Below are 16,087 nucleotides of genomic sequence, written 5' to 3' on the forward strand. Positions count from 1 at the left end.
TCAGAAGGGGATTAACTATGCTATAGCGCACCCTATATTAAATATGTGCGTTTTTCGAAAGTTTAGCCCCTGTAGTCGATAACATAATATGCTGAGAGGTATGCGTGTTTCGCAAGGAAGCGTTGGGACACAGAAAAATGCCATGGCAGGGAAAAGCCATTTTATTTCCAGGTATGTCTCCTTGGTTAACCGCGCTGGTTTGCCTGTTCTTTCTGTTTTCTTTTATTATCTTTGTCACTGTTGGCACTTACACCCGACGCGTCAATGTCGGGGGAGAAATCAGCACGCATCCTCGTCCTGTAAGTATTTATTCAGGTGTACAGGGCTTTGTTGTGAAGAAATATGTTACCGAAGGGCAAGACATTAAAAAAAACGATCCGCTCTATCGTATTGATGTAAGTAAAAGTACCCGCAGTGGCGTTGTCAGTGATAACCACCGTAAGGACATTGAAAATCAGCTGGTGCGTATCGCCAATATCATCTCACGCATTGAAAAAAGTAAATTATCCACATTAGATGCATTAAATAAACAAAAATCACAATACAGTGATGCACTTAAACGCTCCTCTGCTATTTTGACACGCGCTGAAGAGGGCATAAACATCATGAAAACCAATATGGAGAATTATCGCCGCTATCAGATGAAAGGGTTGATTAACAAAGATCAGTTAACCAATCAGATAGCACTTTATTACCAACAACAAAATAACCTGCTAAGTCTGAGCACCCAGAATGAACAAAATGCATTAAAAATCACCGGACTGGAAAGTGATTTGCGTACGCAGGAAGCCGAGTTTGATAACCGAATTTATCATATGGAATTACAACGCTATGAATTACAGAAAGAACTGGTGAATGCTGATGCAGAAGGCGAAATTATAATTCGCGCGTTATCCAGCGGGAAAATAGACTCGTTAAGCGTTAGCGTGGGACAGATGATTAACGTGGGCGACAGCCTGCTGCAAATCATGCCGGATAAATTCTCCGCGTACTATTTAGTGATCTGGGTGCCTAACGATGCAGTGCCTTACATCGCCATCAACGACAACGTCAATATTCGCTATGAAGCCTTTCCTGCTGAAAAATTTGGCCAATTTTCCGGCACGGTGCGACTGATCTCAAAAGCGCCTGCCTCACAGCAGGAAATGCAAACTTATCAGGGCGCACCGACTGACCGAGCCGCTGCAATCCCCTACTACAAGGTGTTGGTCCGGCCGGATAAACAAATGATTCATTACAGCGGGAAAACGCTCTACTTGGAAAACGGGATGAAAGCGCAAACCACGTTGTTTCTCGAAAAGCGGAAAATATACCAGTGGATGCTGGCACCTTTTTACGACATGAAACACAGTGCCACAGGGCCGGTGCATGAATAACCGCTGGCGCAACAGCATTATCGATCAGTTGGATCTGGGGCTGCGCCGTCGACTCCCGATGCTGCACCAGACGGAATCTGCTGAATGCGGACTGGCCTGTCTGGCGATGATCTGTAGCTACTACGGTAAAAATATCGATCTCAGCGCCCTGCGCCAACGGTTCCGGCTCTCCACCCGTGGCACCACGCTTGCCGGATTAAACGACTTCGCCGCACAGTTGGGAATGACAACGCGTGCGCTGTCAGTGGATCTGCACGAGCTTGAAGCACTGAAAACCCCTTGTATCCTGCATTGGAACTTCAACCATTTTATTGTGCTGGTCAGCGCCAAACATAACCGCTTTGTGGTGCACGATCCGGCACAGGGGCGTCGCACCGTTGAGCTGGCCGAGATATCACGCTGTTTTACCGGGGTCGCGCTGGAGGTGTGGCCGGGCAGCGAGTTCAAGGCAGAAAAGGTCACAAAGCGCCTCAGCGCCTGGCAGTTGGTCCGCAGCGTGCACGGGATCAAAGGGGCACTGATAAAGATCTTTTGTCTCTCTTTGGTCATCGAAGCCATTACGCTTATCGTCCCGGTTGGTACGCAACTGGTGATGGATCATGCCCTTCCTGCTGCCGATCGCGGGTTATTGAGCTTGATCTGTCTTGCGCTGGTTTTTTTTATTCTGCTGCGGGCCGCTATCAGTATGGTTCGCGCCTGGTCATCCCTGGTGATGGGAACGCTGATCAACGTGCAATGGCAATCAGGTCTGTTTATGCACCTGCTGCATCTGCCGCTGGATTATTTCGAAAAGCGTAAACTGGGAGATATCCACTCGCGCTTTGGCTCCCTCGACACGCTGCGAGCCACCTTCACCGCCAGCGTGGTCGGTGCCATTATGGATAGCATCATGGTGATAGGCGTATTGATCATGATGTTGCTGTATGGCGGCCACCTGACGCTGTGGGTGGTCGGTTTTACCTTTATCTATATCCTCACCCGTTTCGCCACTTACAGCTACTATCGCCAGTTGTCTGAAGAAGCGCTGGTCAGAAGCGCACGCGCCAACTCCTATTTTATGGAGACGCTGTACGGCATTGCCACCATCAAGATGCAAGGCATGTGCGAACGGCGACACACCCATTGGCTGAATCTGCAAGTTGACACTCTCAATACCGGTATCCGCATCACCCGGATGGATCTGCTGTTCGGCGGCGTAAACACCTTTATCGCCGCCTGTGATCAAGTGGTGATCCTGTGGTTAGGTATCGATCTGGTTATCGATAATCAGATGACCCTGGGGATGTTTGTGGCGTTCTCGGCTTTTCGCAGCCAATTTTCTGACCGCATTGCCTCGCTGGTGGCGTTTATTCTGCAACTGCGCATGATGGGCCTGCACAACGAGCGCATCAGCGATATCGCACTGAGCGAGCAAGAGACCATCATGCCCACTATCAGCGCTCATGCTGACATGCGCCCGCTCGCATTAACCACGCAAGCGTTGAGCTTTCGCTACGACAGCCTTTCTGCTCCGATATTCTGCGATCTGAATATCACCATTGCGCCGGGGGAAAGCGTGGCGATCGCCGGCCCCTCTGGCGTGGGCAAGACAACGCTGATGAAAGTGCTGTGCGGGCTGTTTACGCCGGAATCCGGCAAAGTCCTGATCGATGGCAACGATATTCAGCACATCGGCGTCAACAATTACCGCAAAATGATCGGGTGCGTATTGCAGGAAGATCGGCTGTTCAGCGCCTCAATACGCGAGAACATCTGCGGCTTTGAGCAAGAGATGGATGACGCCTGGATGATGGAGTGTGCCAGAGCCAGCTATATTCACGACACCATCATGGCATTACCCATGGGCTATGAAACCCTGATTGGGGAGTTGGGTGAAGGGCTTTCCGGGGGGCAAAAACAGCGCCTGTTTATCGCTCGCGCGCTCTATCGCAAACCGGGCATTCTCTTTCTGGACGAAGCCACCAGCGCACTGGATAAAGAAAGCGAAGCCTTTGTTAATCTGGCGATCAGGCAGATGAACATTACCCGGATTATCATTGCACATCGAGAATCGACGCTCGCCAGTGCCGATAGGGTAATCACCCTCGGCCCAGAGGGGAAAATAGTCGGTATGCCCTAATGGCATACCGAACGCGTCGCATCAGGCTTTGGTCGCTAAAATCACGCTGGAGGCTTTAATCAGGGCGATCAGTTCACTGCCAACGCTGACCTGCATCTCTGCCACGCTTTCATTGGTGATGGTGGAGGTCAGCGCCAAGCCGCTGCCGGTGAGCAAATGGATGGTGGAGTTGACCGCGCCGGGAATGACAGAGGTCACTTTGCCACGGAATTGGTTACGGGCGGAGAACACCAGGCCGCTGTTGGCCGAAGCCAGAATCACCCAGGGCGCCTTGACCAGTGCAATCGCAGCTTTACCCGGCACCAGACCCAGCGTATTGCTGCTGGCACGGGTGATCACGGTGGTCAGGGTTTCCCCACCTTCCAACGTGAGAACCACTTCATTATTGACCGCGCCTTCGGTTACCGACGCCACCACACCAGAAAGTTGATTTCTTGCCGACACTGACATAGCTCGCTACTCCTGCTGATTAACAAGGGATTAGCGCTATCATGAACATATATCCCTAAAATTCAAAAGCGTTTTTTATTATTACTCCCTGAGGGGTAACACATTTGCGTTTAAAGCATAATGCGTCGCGGGTTACACCACGATGGCATGGGCACACTGCGCCTGAAGCAGTTGCCATTCAGGTTTAGCTGCCGAACCTGCATCGGTAATGATGATATCGATTTCCTGCGGCGTGGCGTAAATCACCCGACTGGTGATACCTATCTTACTGTTATCCGCCAGGATAATACGCGTTTTGGCATTTGTGACCATGGCGCGAGCAATGGCGGCTTCATGGTGCGCAAAACTGCTGGCGCCCGAAGCGCTGGTGATCCCTACCGGTGACAACAGCGCAACGTCGGCGCGATAGCGCTGGATCTCGCTCACCGTCAAATCACCGCGGGTGGCCTGCATGGACGGCCCCATATGGCCACCAAGCAGAATCACCTCATGATGCATCGTCGATTCCGCCGTGGTCAGCTTCAACGCGACATTCAGGCTGTTGGTTATCACCGTCATACCGGGCATTGACAGCAACTCATCCGCCAACAGCGCCGTGGTGCTGCCCGCATCAATAAACAGCGTTTGCCCAGCGCTAAGCTGCTGCACCGCGGCGCGGGCAATATCCTGCTTCTCTTTTTCACGCACGGTGTTGCGCACCGACAGCGGCGGTTCAGGCTCCAGCGATGTCGCGACAATGCCGCCATGGACGCGGCGTAACGCGCCCATGGACTCTAGCTTCAGAATGTCGCGCCGCACCGTCTCTCGCGAGACACCGAGATGCTGAATGATTTTTTCCGTACTGACCCGGTTCAATGTGGACAGCAGCGCGCGGATACGGTGTAAGCGAGTCTCTTCTAGCATCAATAGTGATTCTCTGGCGTAAAGGCGTAAACGGCGGTCATTGGCGTTTCGCCGTCAAGAGATGAAGCAGCAGCGCCATTATAGCGACAATCCCCATGATGCACGTAGAAAAAGCCGCTGCCTGCGAGGTGAAACCCGCTTCGTCCAGGCGCATCACGGTTACCGCACCGAGCGGCAGCGACGGCGTCACCAGAAAAATCACCGCCGAGAGCGTCACCATCGAGCGCATAAACAGGAACATGGCGACAGAGATCAGGGTCAGTCGCATGGCAGGCAAATAGACATCGCGCAGGATACGCACCACGCCGCCCCCCAGCACGGTGGTGGCATCCTCCATGGCGTTGGGCACATTGCGCATCCCCATCATCATCGTGGTATACCCTTGCGTGTGATAATGGTAGTAGTTACACAGCGCCACCAGAATCGCCGAGCCATACAGCATCCCCCACGGCAGATCGGCGGTGTTGAACGTGAACACATACGACAGCCCGAGCACCAGTCCCGGTACGCCCACGGGCAGTGCGCTGAGCAACGCCGCAAAATCCGCGCTTTTCCCCGGCTGGCGACGAATGCCAAACGTCAGCAAAAACAGCAGCAGCGTGCCGATAACCGCCGCTAACGCCGAGATCCAGATGGATGTCCAGAGCGGTGCATATCCCCCGGCAAGATCGATGTTGTAATGCTTCAGCGTCAGATCCAGGCGATAGGGCCACAGGCGAATCATACTGGCAATCACCACAGTAGCAATCACCGTCACAATCAATAGTGCGATGGTCATATTCACCAGATAAAACGGAATATCGCGGCGCTGCAACGGTTGAGGAATATGCGGGATGGCGGATGACGTGCCGATGGTTTTCTGACGACGCGACGCGGCGCGCTCGATCCAGATGGATGCCGCCGCAGGCAGCAATAACAGAATCCCTACCACGGCCCCCATACCAAATTTCATTTGCCCGCTGACCTGACTGTAAATCTCCGTCGCCAACACCGAGAAATCACCGCCGATCACCACCGCATTACCAAAATCGGTGATGGTGATGGTAAACACCACAAAGGCTGCGCTCAAAATACCGTAGCGCACGCCCGGCAGAGTGATGTCCAGAAACTGCCGCCAGTCGGTGGCACCCAGTACGTTCGCCGCCTCATACTGCCGGGTATCGCTTTGGCGCAGCGTGACGCGAATGATCAAGATCGCCTGCGGCAAGGCATACAGCACGTTGGCAATCAGCAACCCCCAAAAGCCGTAAATATTGAGGCGCACGCCCAGCAGATTCCCCACGATGCCATTGCGCCCGAGCAGAAAAATCAGCCCGAGACCGAGCACCAGCGATGGCGCTAATACCGGCAGCGACGTGGCAAAGGAGATAAAGCGCTTGGCAGGCATAGCGGTACATTCCAGCCCATACGCGACGATAAACCCCAGCAGCAGCGTCACCAGCGTGGTGACGATACCCAGCACCAGACTGTTCCACATCGCGCGCCAGACGCCCGGTGCATTCATCAGCGCCAGATAGTTCGACACACCAAACGTGCCGCTGCGATCGTCGAGCAGGCTGTGCCACAGAATGCTGAGCATCGGCGCGCCAAAAAACGCCAGCAATGCTGCCAGCGGCAGATAGAGGCAGAGGCGGGATAACCAGCGGTCAGCCGCCGTTTGCGGCGGAAGGAGTGAATAACTCATGCTTGCACCCAGGCGCAATCTTGCGCAGCAATGGAGAGCGTAACGCGATCGCCCGCCGACCAGTTGAGGGCACTGCTGGTTTCCACCAGCAACGGATGTGATTTCCACAGCACTTCAACCCGCTGGATGCTGCCCAAAAAACGGGTGCTCACCACCTGCCCCTCGGCATCAGGCGCTTTCGCCATGGCAATGCGTTCAGGGCGGATAAACAGCTCGGCATTCTCTGGCGCAGAGGTCTGTAACAGTTCCGGCATCCACTGCTGGACCGTTGCTTTGGGCAACAGATTGCTGTGCCCCATAAATTCAGCCACAAAGCGGGTGCGCGGTGCGGTATAAAGCTCGCGCGGCGTGCCTTCCTGCACGATCAGACCGCCCTGCATACAGACAATTTTATCTGCCATGCTCATGGCTTCTTCCTGATCGTGAGTCACCATCAGCGTAGGAATGCCTAACCGTTGTTGGACTTCACGCAGTTCCTGGCGCAATCCGGCGCGCACGCGCGCATCCAGTGCGGAAAGCGGCTCATCCAGTAACAGCAACGACGGATTAACGGCTAACGCTCGCGCTATTGCTACGCGCTGCTGCTGACCGCCGGAAAGCTGATTAGGATAACGATCGCCAAAGCCGCCAAGGCGCACCGTGTCCAACAGGCTATTGACGCGATCGCGAATCTCCGCCTCCGGCGTATGACGAATTTTCAACCCATAACCGATGTTTTGCGCAATGGTCATGTGGGGGAACAATGAGTAAGACTGGAACACAATGCCAAACCCGCGATCGCGGGCGGGCACGTTGATCAAATCGCGGCCATCCAGAGTGATTTTTCCGCCATCGCTGCTGAGCAATCCGGCGATAATCCGCAGTAACGTGGTTTTCCCACAGCCACTGGGCCCGAGTAAACAAACAAACTCCGCATTCTCAATCGACAAATTAATGCGATCGAGCGCTACGTGGCCGTCAAAACTTTTATAGAGATTCTGAATCACCAGCGCCATGTACTTACTATCCTCTTTAAACAACGTCTGGGACAAAGACGCCTTGTATTACAACGGCCTCAACGCTGGCCTGACAGCCAGCGTTGGTACAGAAAAACAGCCTGTTATCAGCGACCAATCGCCTTTTGCCAGGTTTCTAAAATGGCATCGCGCTGTTTGGCACTTTTGGCGAAATCGACCGGGAACAGCACGCTGGAGAGATCGGCAGGCAGGCCCGCCAGCTTGGCGGCTTTCGATTGCTCGACGCCGGGAATGGTGACGATCTCTTTGTATTTGGTGTACAGCGTCGCCGCGCTGTTGGATAAGGTCCAATCCAGGAAACGCTGGGCGTCGGCTTTATTTTTTGATGCTGCCATCAAACCGGAGGCTTCCAGCTCATAGCCTGCGCCATCGCTGGGAATGACCATTTTGACCGGGTACCCTTCTTCGATAGATTGCATCGCGGCAAACGCCAGCGACACGCCAATGGCGTATTCACCGGTACGCGCTGCTTTGCACGGGCGAGAGCCGGATTTGGTATATTGCGCAATATTGCTATCCAGCGATTTGAGGAATTCCCACCCTTTTTCATTCCCTTTGGATTGCAGCAGCGCAGCGATTTGTAAATAACCCGTACCCGATGAAACCGGGTTCGGCATCACCACTTCGCCTTTGTAAATCGGGTTGGTCAGATCTTGCCAGGTCGCTGGGACCGGCAGGTTTTTCGCTTTGAGCGCTTCGGTGTTCACGCAAAACGCCGCCATGTAACCCGTGGCCGCGAACCATTTGTTATCCGGTGCACGATAGGTTTCATCCAGCTTTTCACTGCCTTTGGCGGCATACGACTCCAGCAGTGCAGAAATGCGCGGGTCCATCACGTTGGTCAGTGCCCATCCCCAGACCACGTCATGCTGTGGATTCTTGGCTTCTGCCAAGATGCGCGGACCGAGATCGCCCGTCGACAAACGCAGCACATTCACGGTGACATCCGGCATGTCTTTCTTCGCCTGTGCGACGTAATCCTTGATTTCATCCTCTTCCAACGAGGTATACACCGTGATGGTGCCTGCCTGTGCCGCTCCCACCAGGGTCGCAAAGGCGCATGCCGCCATCAGGCCGGTACGGCGTAATGAAAAACGTTTCATAAATGTTCCCCTTAATGGTTGCGGAAGTCATAACTCGGTGGCGTAGCCCTGAGAAGGTGAGCACTTTTGTGCATTTCACATTCTGCGTCTTTTTGTGCGTTATTTTGCATCTGTGTATTTTTAAGCACTAATCATGCCAACCCGATACAAAGCGTATTATTCAGCGTAAAAGAGGCTACTAAACCAAGGCATTGGCCGATATTCATGGTGTAAACGGAGAGTAATCAGACTGATGACAACGCCACTTTACCTCTCGTCATCCTCGGCGTAAGCCGGGGATCTCTGTAAGGATAAACACGTTTTTTCGGCAAGAGATTCCCGCCTTCGCGGGAATGACGGAGGTGACGGTAGCAGTAGGATGGTTTGTCAGCAACCGCAGTAACAACGCAGGATGATGTGTAACGGATTGCACTTTTTTGGTGTTTTACGCGCATCAAAAAAGTGCATTTAAATGTATTTGTGTATTTAGTTGCATTTAATTCAGGTTAATGCGTAAGCTATTCCCATCCTGTTTATGCACGGTGTCTGACAGAAACACGATGCCGTTCGAAATACTGTGCTTAATCGAAATAGTGTGCTTAACCGAAATTTGGAGTCATCATGGCAACACGTTCAACTATCATGGATACCAATAGCTTTCGCGCAGAACACGCGGAGGCGTTGGATGCCGAAACGCGCAAACTGACCGATAAGCGCAGCCAACTGCTCGGCGAATCCTATCGTTTGTTTTATCGCAACCCTGTGCATCTGGTTCGCGGTGCAGGGCAATACCTGTGGGATGCCGCGGGCGATAAATATCTGGATGTCTACAACAACGTTGCCAGCATCGGCCACTGCCACCCCGCCGTTATCGCCGCCGTGCATGAGCAGATGAGCCAGCTCAATACCCATACCCGCTATTTGCATGAACGCATTCTGGATTACACCGCCGATCTGCTGACCACCGTGCCTGACGACATCAACAAAGCGATGTACATGTGCACCGGCTCGGAAGCCAACGATCTGGCGATCCGTATCGCCAAGGCGTACAGCGGCGGCACCGGCATCATCGTCAGCCAGGAGGCCTACCACGGCACCAGCGAACTGACCTCTGGCGCATCACCGGCGCTGGGCAGCGGCCAACCGCTCGCGTCCACCACGCGTCTGGTGCCACCACCCGATCGTTACCGCGTTGACGCACCCGATTTAGGCATCTGGTTTGCCAATGAGATCCAAAAACAGATCGACGACATGGCGGCGCACGGCATCAAATTCGCCGGTCTGCTGGTCGATTCAATCTTCTCTTCTGATGGCGTGCTGCCAGGGCCGGCAGGCTTCCTGAAACCCGCACTCGACGTGGTGCATGCCAACGGCGGCATTTTTATCGCCGACGAGGTGCAACCGGGATTTGCACGCACCGGCGACAGCTTCTGGGGATTCGCGCGCCACGGTATCGTGCCGGACGTGGTGACGCTGGGTAAACCAATGGGTAACGGGATTCCAGTGTCTGGCCTGCTCGCCAAAGCCGATGTGTTAGCCGCCTTTAGCGATGAGATCCCCTATTTCAACACCTTTGGCGGCAACCCGGTTTCCATGGCGGCGGCGCAGGCGGTGTTGCGGGTGATCCGCGAAGAGAAGTTGCAGGAGCACAGTCTGATTGTCGGTGAACAACTGCGGCAAGAACTGGCACGACTCGCCGATCGTCATGAATGCGTGGGCGATGTGCGCGGAGCCGGGTTATTTATCGGTTTCGAACTGGTGAGCGATCGCGCCGCCAAAACGCCTGACAAGGCGCTGGCACTGGATGTGATCGAACGCCTGAGAGCCGAGCGCGTGCTGACTTCAGTGGCAGGTCCTTATGGCAACGTATTGAAATTGCGCCCGCCATTGGCTTTTCAGGCGCAGGATATCGACTGGCTGGTAGGGTCGTTGGACAAGGTGCTGAGTGCCGTGCGTTAATGACGTTGGCGCACGCTCTCCGCTCAAACGGGGAACGTGCGCCAAGACAGATCACTTCACCAGCGTCACATCGTCAAAGGCAAAACGCTTTTTCTCACCGGCTTCGTGATAACCGATGCGAATAAACACCTGCAAGTCCTCGAGGTAGGCATAATCACTGCTCATCGGGCGGCCATCACCGCGATCGTCGGTACAAGTGAATTCCAGATAGCGACCGGGAAAATGCGGGCTAATTGCCGTGGCATTGCGCCATGCGTCATCTGCACGGCACTGCTGGCCGGTTGACTTGGTATCGCTCTGGCTATTCTTCCAGCGATACTCGGTACCCGCCGTCGGAGGCAGCACAAACGTGTTTTCCAGCGTGTTGCTGATAACCGGTTTTTCTGCCAGCGAATCCCATTTCTTGACGTCCACGATATTAAACAGGCGTACATGTTGTGAATAAAACACCACGCCACCCAACGTCATTTTATCCAACGTCAGTACCGTTCCATCCGGCAGGCTGTCCATTTGCACCACAAACGAGGCGAGATCCTCACCCGGCGATTTTTGGACGTAGCTCAGGCGCTTGAATGTCGGGCGCTGTTGCGGTGTCGCAACCGCCTGTTGCACCGTATTCGCCACGGCCTGTGGCAGTGGCGGACGCTGGATCGGAGCCGGATCGTTTTGCGCAAAATCAGGTCGTAACGGTAAATCCTCCGCCATTGGCTTTTCACGCCATTCCAGCGTGCCATTACCGCTAAGCTGGCGAATATCGTTAACCGCGCAAAGCCTTTTCGCGAGCGCAGTTTCCTCAGCGGAAAGCGCGTTTAATGCAGGATTTTCTTCAGACTGGCTATCCGTTATTCGTCCCTGATTATCCAACGCAAACTGATTAAGGGTTTGGCCCTTATCCTGTACGCAATCGAAAACCTTATCCGTTATTTTCACCGAATAGGGCGCGAGGTATTTTTCATCTTGATGAATACGCGCATAGTCCGTTGCGAGACGCACCTGAAGCCGATCGCCCTGCCTCGCGCTGTTAGTCACATCAATATACGGCCGGTTACCCTGCGTATCAGGCTCAGCAAGCGCAACCCATTGCGGAACGGGGACGTTTTGTTGACACACATCCAGAGCAGGATCGGTGCTGTAGGGGCTGTCCGCCTCCGGTTCGAAAGGCAGACCGGGAACATAACGAGCCAGTGAGCCCGCGCCATAGACCCGAACGCTTGGCCGGTTTGGTACGGGAGGGGTAACACTGGCAAACAGGTGTATTTTTTGGCCGGTATCGCAATCGACATTAAGCCATAAATCCGTCGTGCCGCTCCCCAGCGTGGAGATACGAAAAAGGGCGTTAATGGCATTGCCCACTCGCACCGTATTGCCGGACACCAGGGTCACATCCTTGATAACCACCGCAGGCAGTTGTGGCTGTGCAAACGCCGGTGCAGACAGTACCCATCCCAGAGTCAGTAGTGTTAGCCGCTTCATCGAGCATCCTGTTATGTAATCATTAATTCTCTACCCGCTATCGGGTAAAACGCGCTACATCATGCAATTGATTATCAAAGGCTGGCAACGGGCATGCTCTGATTTTTAGTCTCTTTTGGGCGGGTAGAGCGTTGGCTTTGTCGCTCAAAAAATAATGCGTATCAAAATACCCATAAAAACCGAAAATGAAGTTAAAGAGTAAAAAAGGTTACACTGATTGAAAATTATGCAGATTAAACGTACTATTTTACTCATAGAGTAACGGGAGGTATGCAGATGGAACAGTTAACGCTACAGGCTTTCCTTAACAATCAATGGTGCGATATTGCACTCATCACTTTTCCCGAAAGTGAACACGGCAGGTATCAACTCACCGGGTTGGACTATCAGTCCGACTACGCCATCGACCACCTGCACCGTGATGATAATTACGCAGTATCTCTTAACCACCCCGTATCCCTCTTCTTCGATGATGATGGTCAGCCCGGTTGGATGCGTTTTCTCGATGATATTATCCCCAGCGGGGCAAGCCGACGTTATTGGGAGAAATACCTTGATCTCGAAGGGCTGACCCCCAGTCAGCAAAATTTTGTTATTTTAAAACATGGCACTATGTCGCCAATTGGCAATTTGCGCATCAAAGAATCCGTACCAGAGTTCCATCCCGAGGCGGAACAGCTTTTTTTCTCAGTTGATGACGTTAAAAACAGAGCGAGTGATTTTCTGGATTATGCTCAACAACGCGGAGCTGCGGCAGGCGGAGCAACAGGTGCAGGAGGCGAAGCACCGAAATTATTACTCCGCTGTACACCTGAGCAGCACATATGGATTGATACTTACCAACAGGATCCGAGCAAGAGAGATATCCATTATCTGGTTAAATACCCTCGAGGAAACCGCAGCGACGTTGACTGTAATATATTGCGCGCCGAATACTATTATTACCAGGAACTGACGGATCTCGGATTCAGTACAATTCCTATTAAAAACATGCGGTTGGAAGAAGGGGAAAACTATCCTTCCCTGTGGCTTCCCAGATTTGATGTCTCTTTCGAAAAAGAAAGTGATATCAAACGGTTTGCCATGGAATCCGTGTATTCAATATTAAGAAAAGCGCCCGGCGTTACGCTTTATCATGAAGATACACTCAGAACACTGATAGAAAAAATTACGCGCAGTAATATGGTGACAGCACAAGGCTTTAATTTTGATATTACGGCTTTTGTTGTCGAATGGGTGCGTCGGGATTTACTGAATATTATTTTCGGCAACAGCGATAATCATGGAAGAAATACCGCATTTCTCAGAGCAGAAAACCGCATTACGCTAGCCCCCATCTACGACTTTGCCCCAATGAAAGCAGATCCCGAGGGGATTGCACGCACAATGAAGTGGGCCGTGCCATTAGAAAATGGGGGCGAGTATAATTTTATAGGGATTGCACAAGCGCTTAACGATCTTGTTCCAGCAGAAACGTTACTGAAAGCATTGCAAGATACTGCACAACAATTATTGGGACTCAAAGAGAGACTGATACAAAGGGGGGTTCCCGAACAGATCGTTACCCTGCCGTCTATCGGTTTCAACTATATAGAACAAAAGTTGGATAGATGGGGATTGCTATGAAAAATCAAAACAGTGATGTGATGCCAGCGAGCGAAACGATAAGGAGAATAAAAGAAAAAAACCGCACGCTGCAAGAACCGATAACACCTTATACCGCCCAGCCGTACACAACGTCCCCCGGAGTGCAAAGTATAAAGCGGCAACGAGTTTCTAAAAAGGCCAAGCCGATTAGCACACCAGAAAGGCAATCTGCCATGAATGACATTATCAGGCATCTGCTACTGGGTGAAATCACACAGGGCAAGGCGCTAAAAATGCTTCGGGCTGACGTATTAGGGCTAAAGCAAGATGCCTTCGCCACTCTGGTTTCAATATCACGCAAAACGCTGTCCGACGTTGAAAATGACCGAGGCAACTACACCGCTGATGTCATCAACAAGCTATTCAACCCTTTTGGGCTTCAGGTAGGACTTGTCCCCACTTCGCGCCATCGGCTTGCCGCGCTTTTGGCGTCCGAGAAATCCGATGCATAAAAATGCAGATTGCACAGATAACGTTCTACTTTGGGTGGGTTATAATGATGAATCACAGAGGTAGCAACGACAGGAGAGCGCCAACATGCAGAACACCGGAGATACGACCCGGCTCTTTGGACAACGCATTAAAACGTTGCGCGTTCAGGCAGGGCTCACGCAGATGGCATTGGCCAGTAGATGTAATCTGGATCGTACTTACTTAAGCGGTATTGAACGTGGTATCAGAAACCCAACCTTAGAAATCATCAGTATCATCGCCGCAGGGCTCGGTACTTCATTAGCTGCGCTATTCGACTACTGATTCTCTCCCATCGTCGCCTGTTCCCCCCAGTTTCACGCTCCCCAGTACAACGCATATCCTTGGTCAGTTTTGAACATCTCGCAAATTAGTTGTAAAAACAATGTCACTTATTGTTAAAAACAATCGCATGTAATGTGATGTAAATCAAAGTTCATCGCCGTTATTCCCTTACACTGCCCACAGATGTTCAACCTCTGCTTTTGTTATCCATGTCTGGTGCTGCTTAATGTTGGCGCTAAGTGGCTATTTTTTAACAAAATTACCAGAAGCTCTGATGAACATACTGACAGCCATCATTTATAAATAGGGGAAATTGTATGTCGACATATTATTTTCTACCCACACGAAATGTATTTGGTGAGGGCAGCGTTCAGGAAGCCGGTAGTCTTGCAAAAACGTTAAATGCCAAAAAAATCCTTATTGTCACCGATGCCTTCCTCGCCAAAAGTGGAATGGCGGATAAGGTTGCTGAAATTTATAAAAAGGCAGGTATTGGCGTTCATATATTTGGCAGTGCAGAGCCCAACCCGACGGATAAAAACGTTGCGGAAGGCATCAAGTCTTATCGGGAAAATGACTGTAACGCGATTGTTTCTCTCGGTGGCGGCTCGTCGCATGACTGTGCGAAAGGGATTGGCCTTATCGCCGCTAACGGCGGAAATATTCGCGATTTTGAAGGCGTCGATAAATCGATCAACGATATGATCCCGCTGATGGCCATTAACACCACGGCGGGCACCGCGTCGGAAATTACCCGTTTTTGTATTATTACCGATACAGAACGCAAAGTTAAAATGGCGATTGTTGACTGGCGCGTTACGCCACAAATTTCCATTAACGATCCGGAATTGATGGTCGGGATGCCACCGTCACTGACAGCTGCGACAGGGATGGATGCATTAACCCACGCCATTGAAGCTTATGTTTCAACCATGGCAAATCCACTTACGGATGCCGCCGCCTTAAAAGCCATCAAAATGATCACCCAATATTTGCCGAAGGCCGTTGCCAATGGTGAATATATGAAAGCCAGAGATAATATGGCCTATGCGCAATATCTGGCGGGGATCGCTTTCAACAACGCATCACTGGGCTATGTCCATGCCATGGCGCATCAGCTAGGCGGCTTTTATAATCTGCCGCACGGCGTGTGTAATGCCATTTTGCTGCCGTATGTCGAATCCTTCAACCTTATCGGCAACCTTAACCGCTTCAGAGATATCGCCGAAGCCATGGGAGAAACCGTGGATGGCCTGTCGACAGATGAAGCTGCATTGAAAGCCATTAGCGCGATTCAACGTTTGGGCAAACAGGTGGGCATTCCACGCGATCTGAAGAGCCTTGGCGTGAAACCGGAAGATTTCGCCATTATGGCTGAGAATGCGAAGAAAGACGTTTGCCAATTAACCAACCCGCGCAAAGCCACCAAAGAGCAGGTTATTGAGCTGTACCGTCAGGCCTATGAAGGCGAAGCGATTTTGTAATCAACAACATCGCCAAGAGGGAGTTACCCAACGCGGTAGGGACAGCGAGTCCTGAAACAACGCGTAGGTAGCTCTCTCTACACCTTTCACCCGATTCCCCTCCCCGCATTTTCATCGATAATAGCTCACTAGAATGGT

The 16,087-nt window shown here is 52.1% G+C and carries 13 protein-coding genes; 7 read left to right on the forward strand and 6 right to left on the reverse strand.

Annotated features, from left to right (window positions below; genetic code table 11):
- Nucleotides 1–104 precede the first annotated feature (104 nt).
- The gene (locus J5067_RS12560) at nt 105–1,376 is read left to right on the forward strand and encodes an HlyD family secretion protein (protein WP_264643935.1); all 1,272 of its coding nucleotides are present in this window, start codon (nt 105–107) and stop codon (nt 1,374–1,376) included.
- On the forward strand, nt 1,369–3,495 hold the full coding sequence (locus tag J5067_RS12565) for a peptidase domain-containing ABC transporter (RefSeq protein ID WP_264651236.1): 2,127 nt from the start codon (nt 1,369–1,371) through the stop codon (nt 3,493–3,495). Before J5067_RS12560 ends, J5067_RS12565 begins: the two co-directional genes overlap by 8 nt.
- Nucleotides 3,496–3,516: 21 nt before the next feature.
- On the opposite strand, the gene J5067_RS12570 is transcribed toward J5067_RS12565, so the two are convergent.
- The 5 genes from J5067_RS12570 to J5067_RS12590 all read right to left on the reverse strand — a co-directional run bounded on the left by J5067_RS12570 (nt 3,517) and on the right by J5067_RS12590 (nt 8,651).
- Nucleotides 3,517–3,945, reverse strand: coding sequence for a molybdopterin-binding protein (locus tag J5067_RS12570; protein WP_264629042.1), 429 nt, complete (start codon nt 3,943–3,945; stop codon nt 3,517–3,519).
- Nucleotides 3,946–4,077: 132 nt separating this feature from the next.
- Nucleotides 4,078–4,848 (reverse strand): DeoR/GlpR family DNA-binding transcription regulator, encoded by a 771-nt coding sequence (locus J5067_RS12575; RefSeq protein ID WP_264651237.1) that lies wholly within the window; start codon nt 4,846–4,848, stop codon nt 4,078–4,080.
- A gap of 37 nt (nt 4,849–4,885) precedes the next feature.
- Nucleotides 4,886–6,532, reverse strand: coding sequence for an ABC transporter permease subunit (locus J5067_RS12580; protein ID WP_264651238.1), 1,647 nt, complete (start codon nt 6,530–6,532; stop codon nt 4,886–4,888).
- Nucleotides 6,529–7,527, reverse strand: a complete 999-nt coding sequence (locus J5067_RS12585; protein ID WP_264651239.1) for an ABC transporter ATP-binding protein — start codon at nt 7,525–7,527, stop codon at nt 6,529–6,531. The genes J5067_RS12580 and J5067_RS12585 overlap by 4 nt, the downstream gene beginning before the upstream one ends.
- A 107-nt stretch (nt 7,528–7,634) precedes the next feature.
- Nucleotides 7,635–8,651 (reverse strand): ABC transporter substrate-binding protein, encoded by a 1,017-nt coding sequence (locus J5067_RS12590; protein ID WP_264643930.1) that lies wholly within the window; start codon nt 8,649–8,651, stop codon nt 7,635–7,637.
- A 600-nt stretch (nt 8,652–9,251) separates the two neighbouring features.
- Between J5067_RS12590 and J5067_RS12595 the strand changes: the two genes are divergently transcribed.
- Nucleotides 9,252–10,589, forward strand: a complete 1,338-nt coding sequence (locus tag J5067_RS12595; protein ID WP_264651240.1) for an aspartate aminotransferase family protein — start codon at nt 9,252–9,254, stop codon at nt 10,587–10,589.
- Between the two features lie 51 nt (nt 10,590–10,640).
- Here J5067_RS12595 and J5067_RS12600 read toward each other — a convergent pair whose 3' ends face one another.
- On the reverse strand, nt 10,641–12,062 hold the full coding sequence (locus J5067_RS12600) for a hypothetical protein (protein WP_264651241.1): 1,422 nt from the start codon (nt 12,060–12,062) through the stop codon (nt 10,641–10,643).
- Nucleotides 12,063–12,338: 276 nt separating this feature from the next.
- Here J5067_RS12600 and J5067_RS12605 point away from each other — a divergent pair, with 276 nt between their 5' ends.
- The 4 genes from J5067_RS12605 (at nt 12,339) to J5067_RS12620 (ending at nt 15,949) form a co-directional block, all read left to right on the forward strand.
- Complete coding sequence (locus tag J5067_RS12605) at nt 12,339–13,688, forward strand: type II toxin-antitoxin system HipA family toxin (RefSeq protein WP_264628011.1); 1,350 nt, start codon at nt 12,339–12,341, stop codon at nt 13,686–13,688.
- Nucleotides 13,685–14,161, forward strand: a complete 477-nt coding sequence (locus J5067_RS12610; protein ID WP_264651242.1) for a helix-turn-helix transcriptional regulator — start codon at nt 13,685–13,687, stop codon at nt 14,159–14,161. The genes J5067_RS12605 and J5067_RS12610 overlap by 4 nt, the downstream gene beginning before the upstream one ends.
- Nucleotides 14,162–14,246: 85 nt before the next feature.
- Nucleotides 14,247–14,465: a helix-turn-helix domain-containing protein gene (locus J5067_RS12615; RefSeq protein ID WP_264629379.1), complete on the forward strand. Its 219-nt coding sequence runs from the start codon at nt 14,247–14,249 to the stop codon at nt 14,463–14,465.
- Between the two features lie 317 nt (nt 14,466–14,782).
- Nucleotides 14,783–15,949, forward strand: a complete 1,167-nt coding sequence (locus tag J5067_RS12620; RefSeq protein ID WP_264651243.1) for an iron-containing alcohol dehydrogenase — start codon at nt 14,783–14,785, stop codon at nt 15,947–15,949.
- Nucleotides 15,950–16,087: the final 138 nt, after the last annotated feature.

This window comes from Candidatus Symbiopectobacterium sp. NZEC151, from assembly GCF_025962655.1.
In the GTDB taxonomy this organism is placed as follows: domain Bacteria; phylum Pseudomonadota; class Gammaproteobacteria; order Enterobacterales; family Enterobacteriaceae; genus Symbiopectobacterium.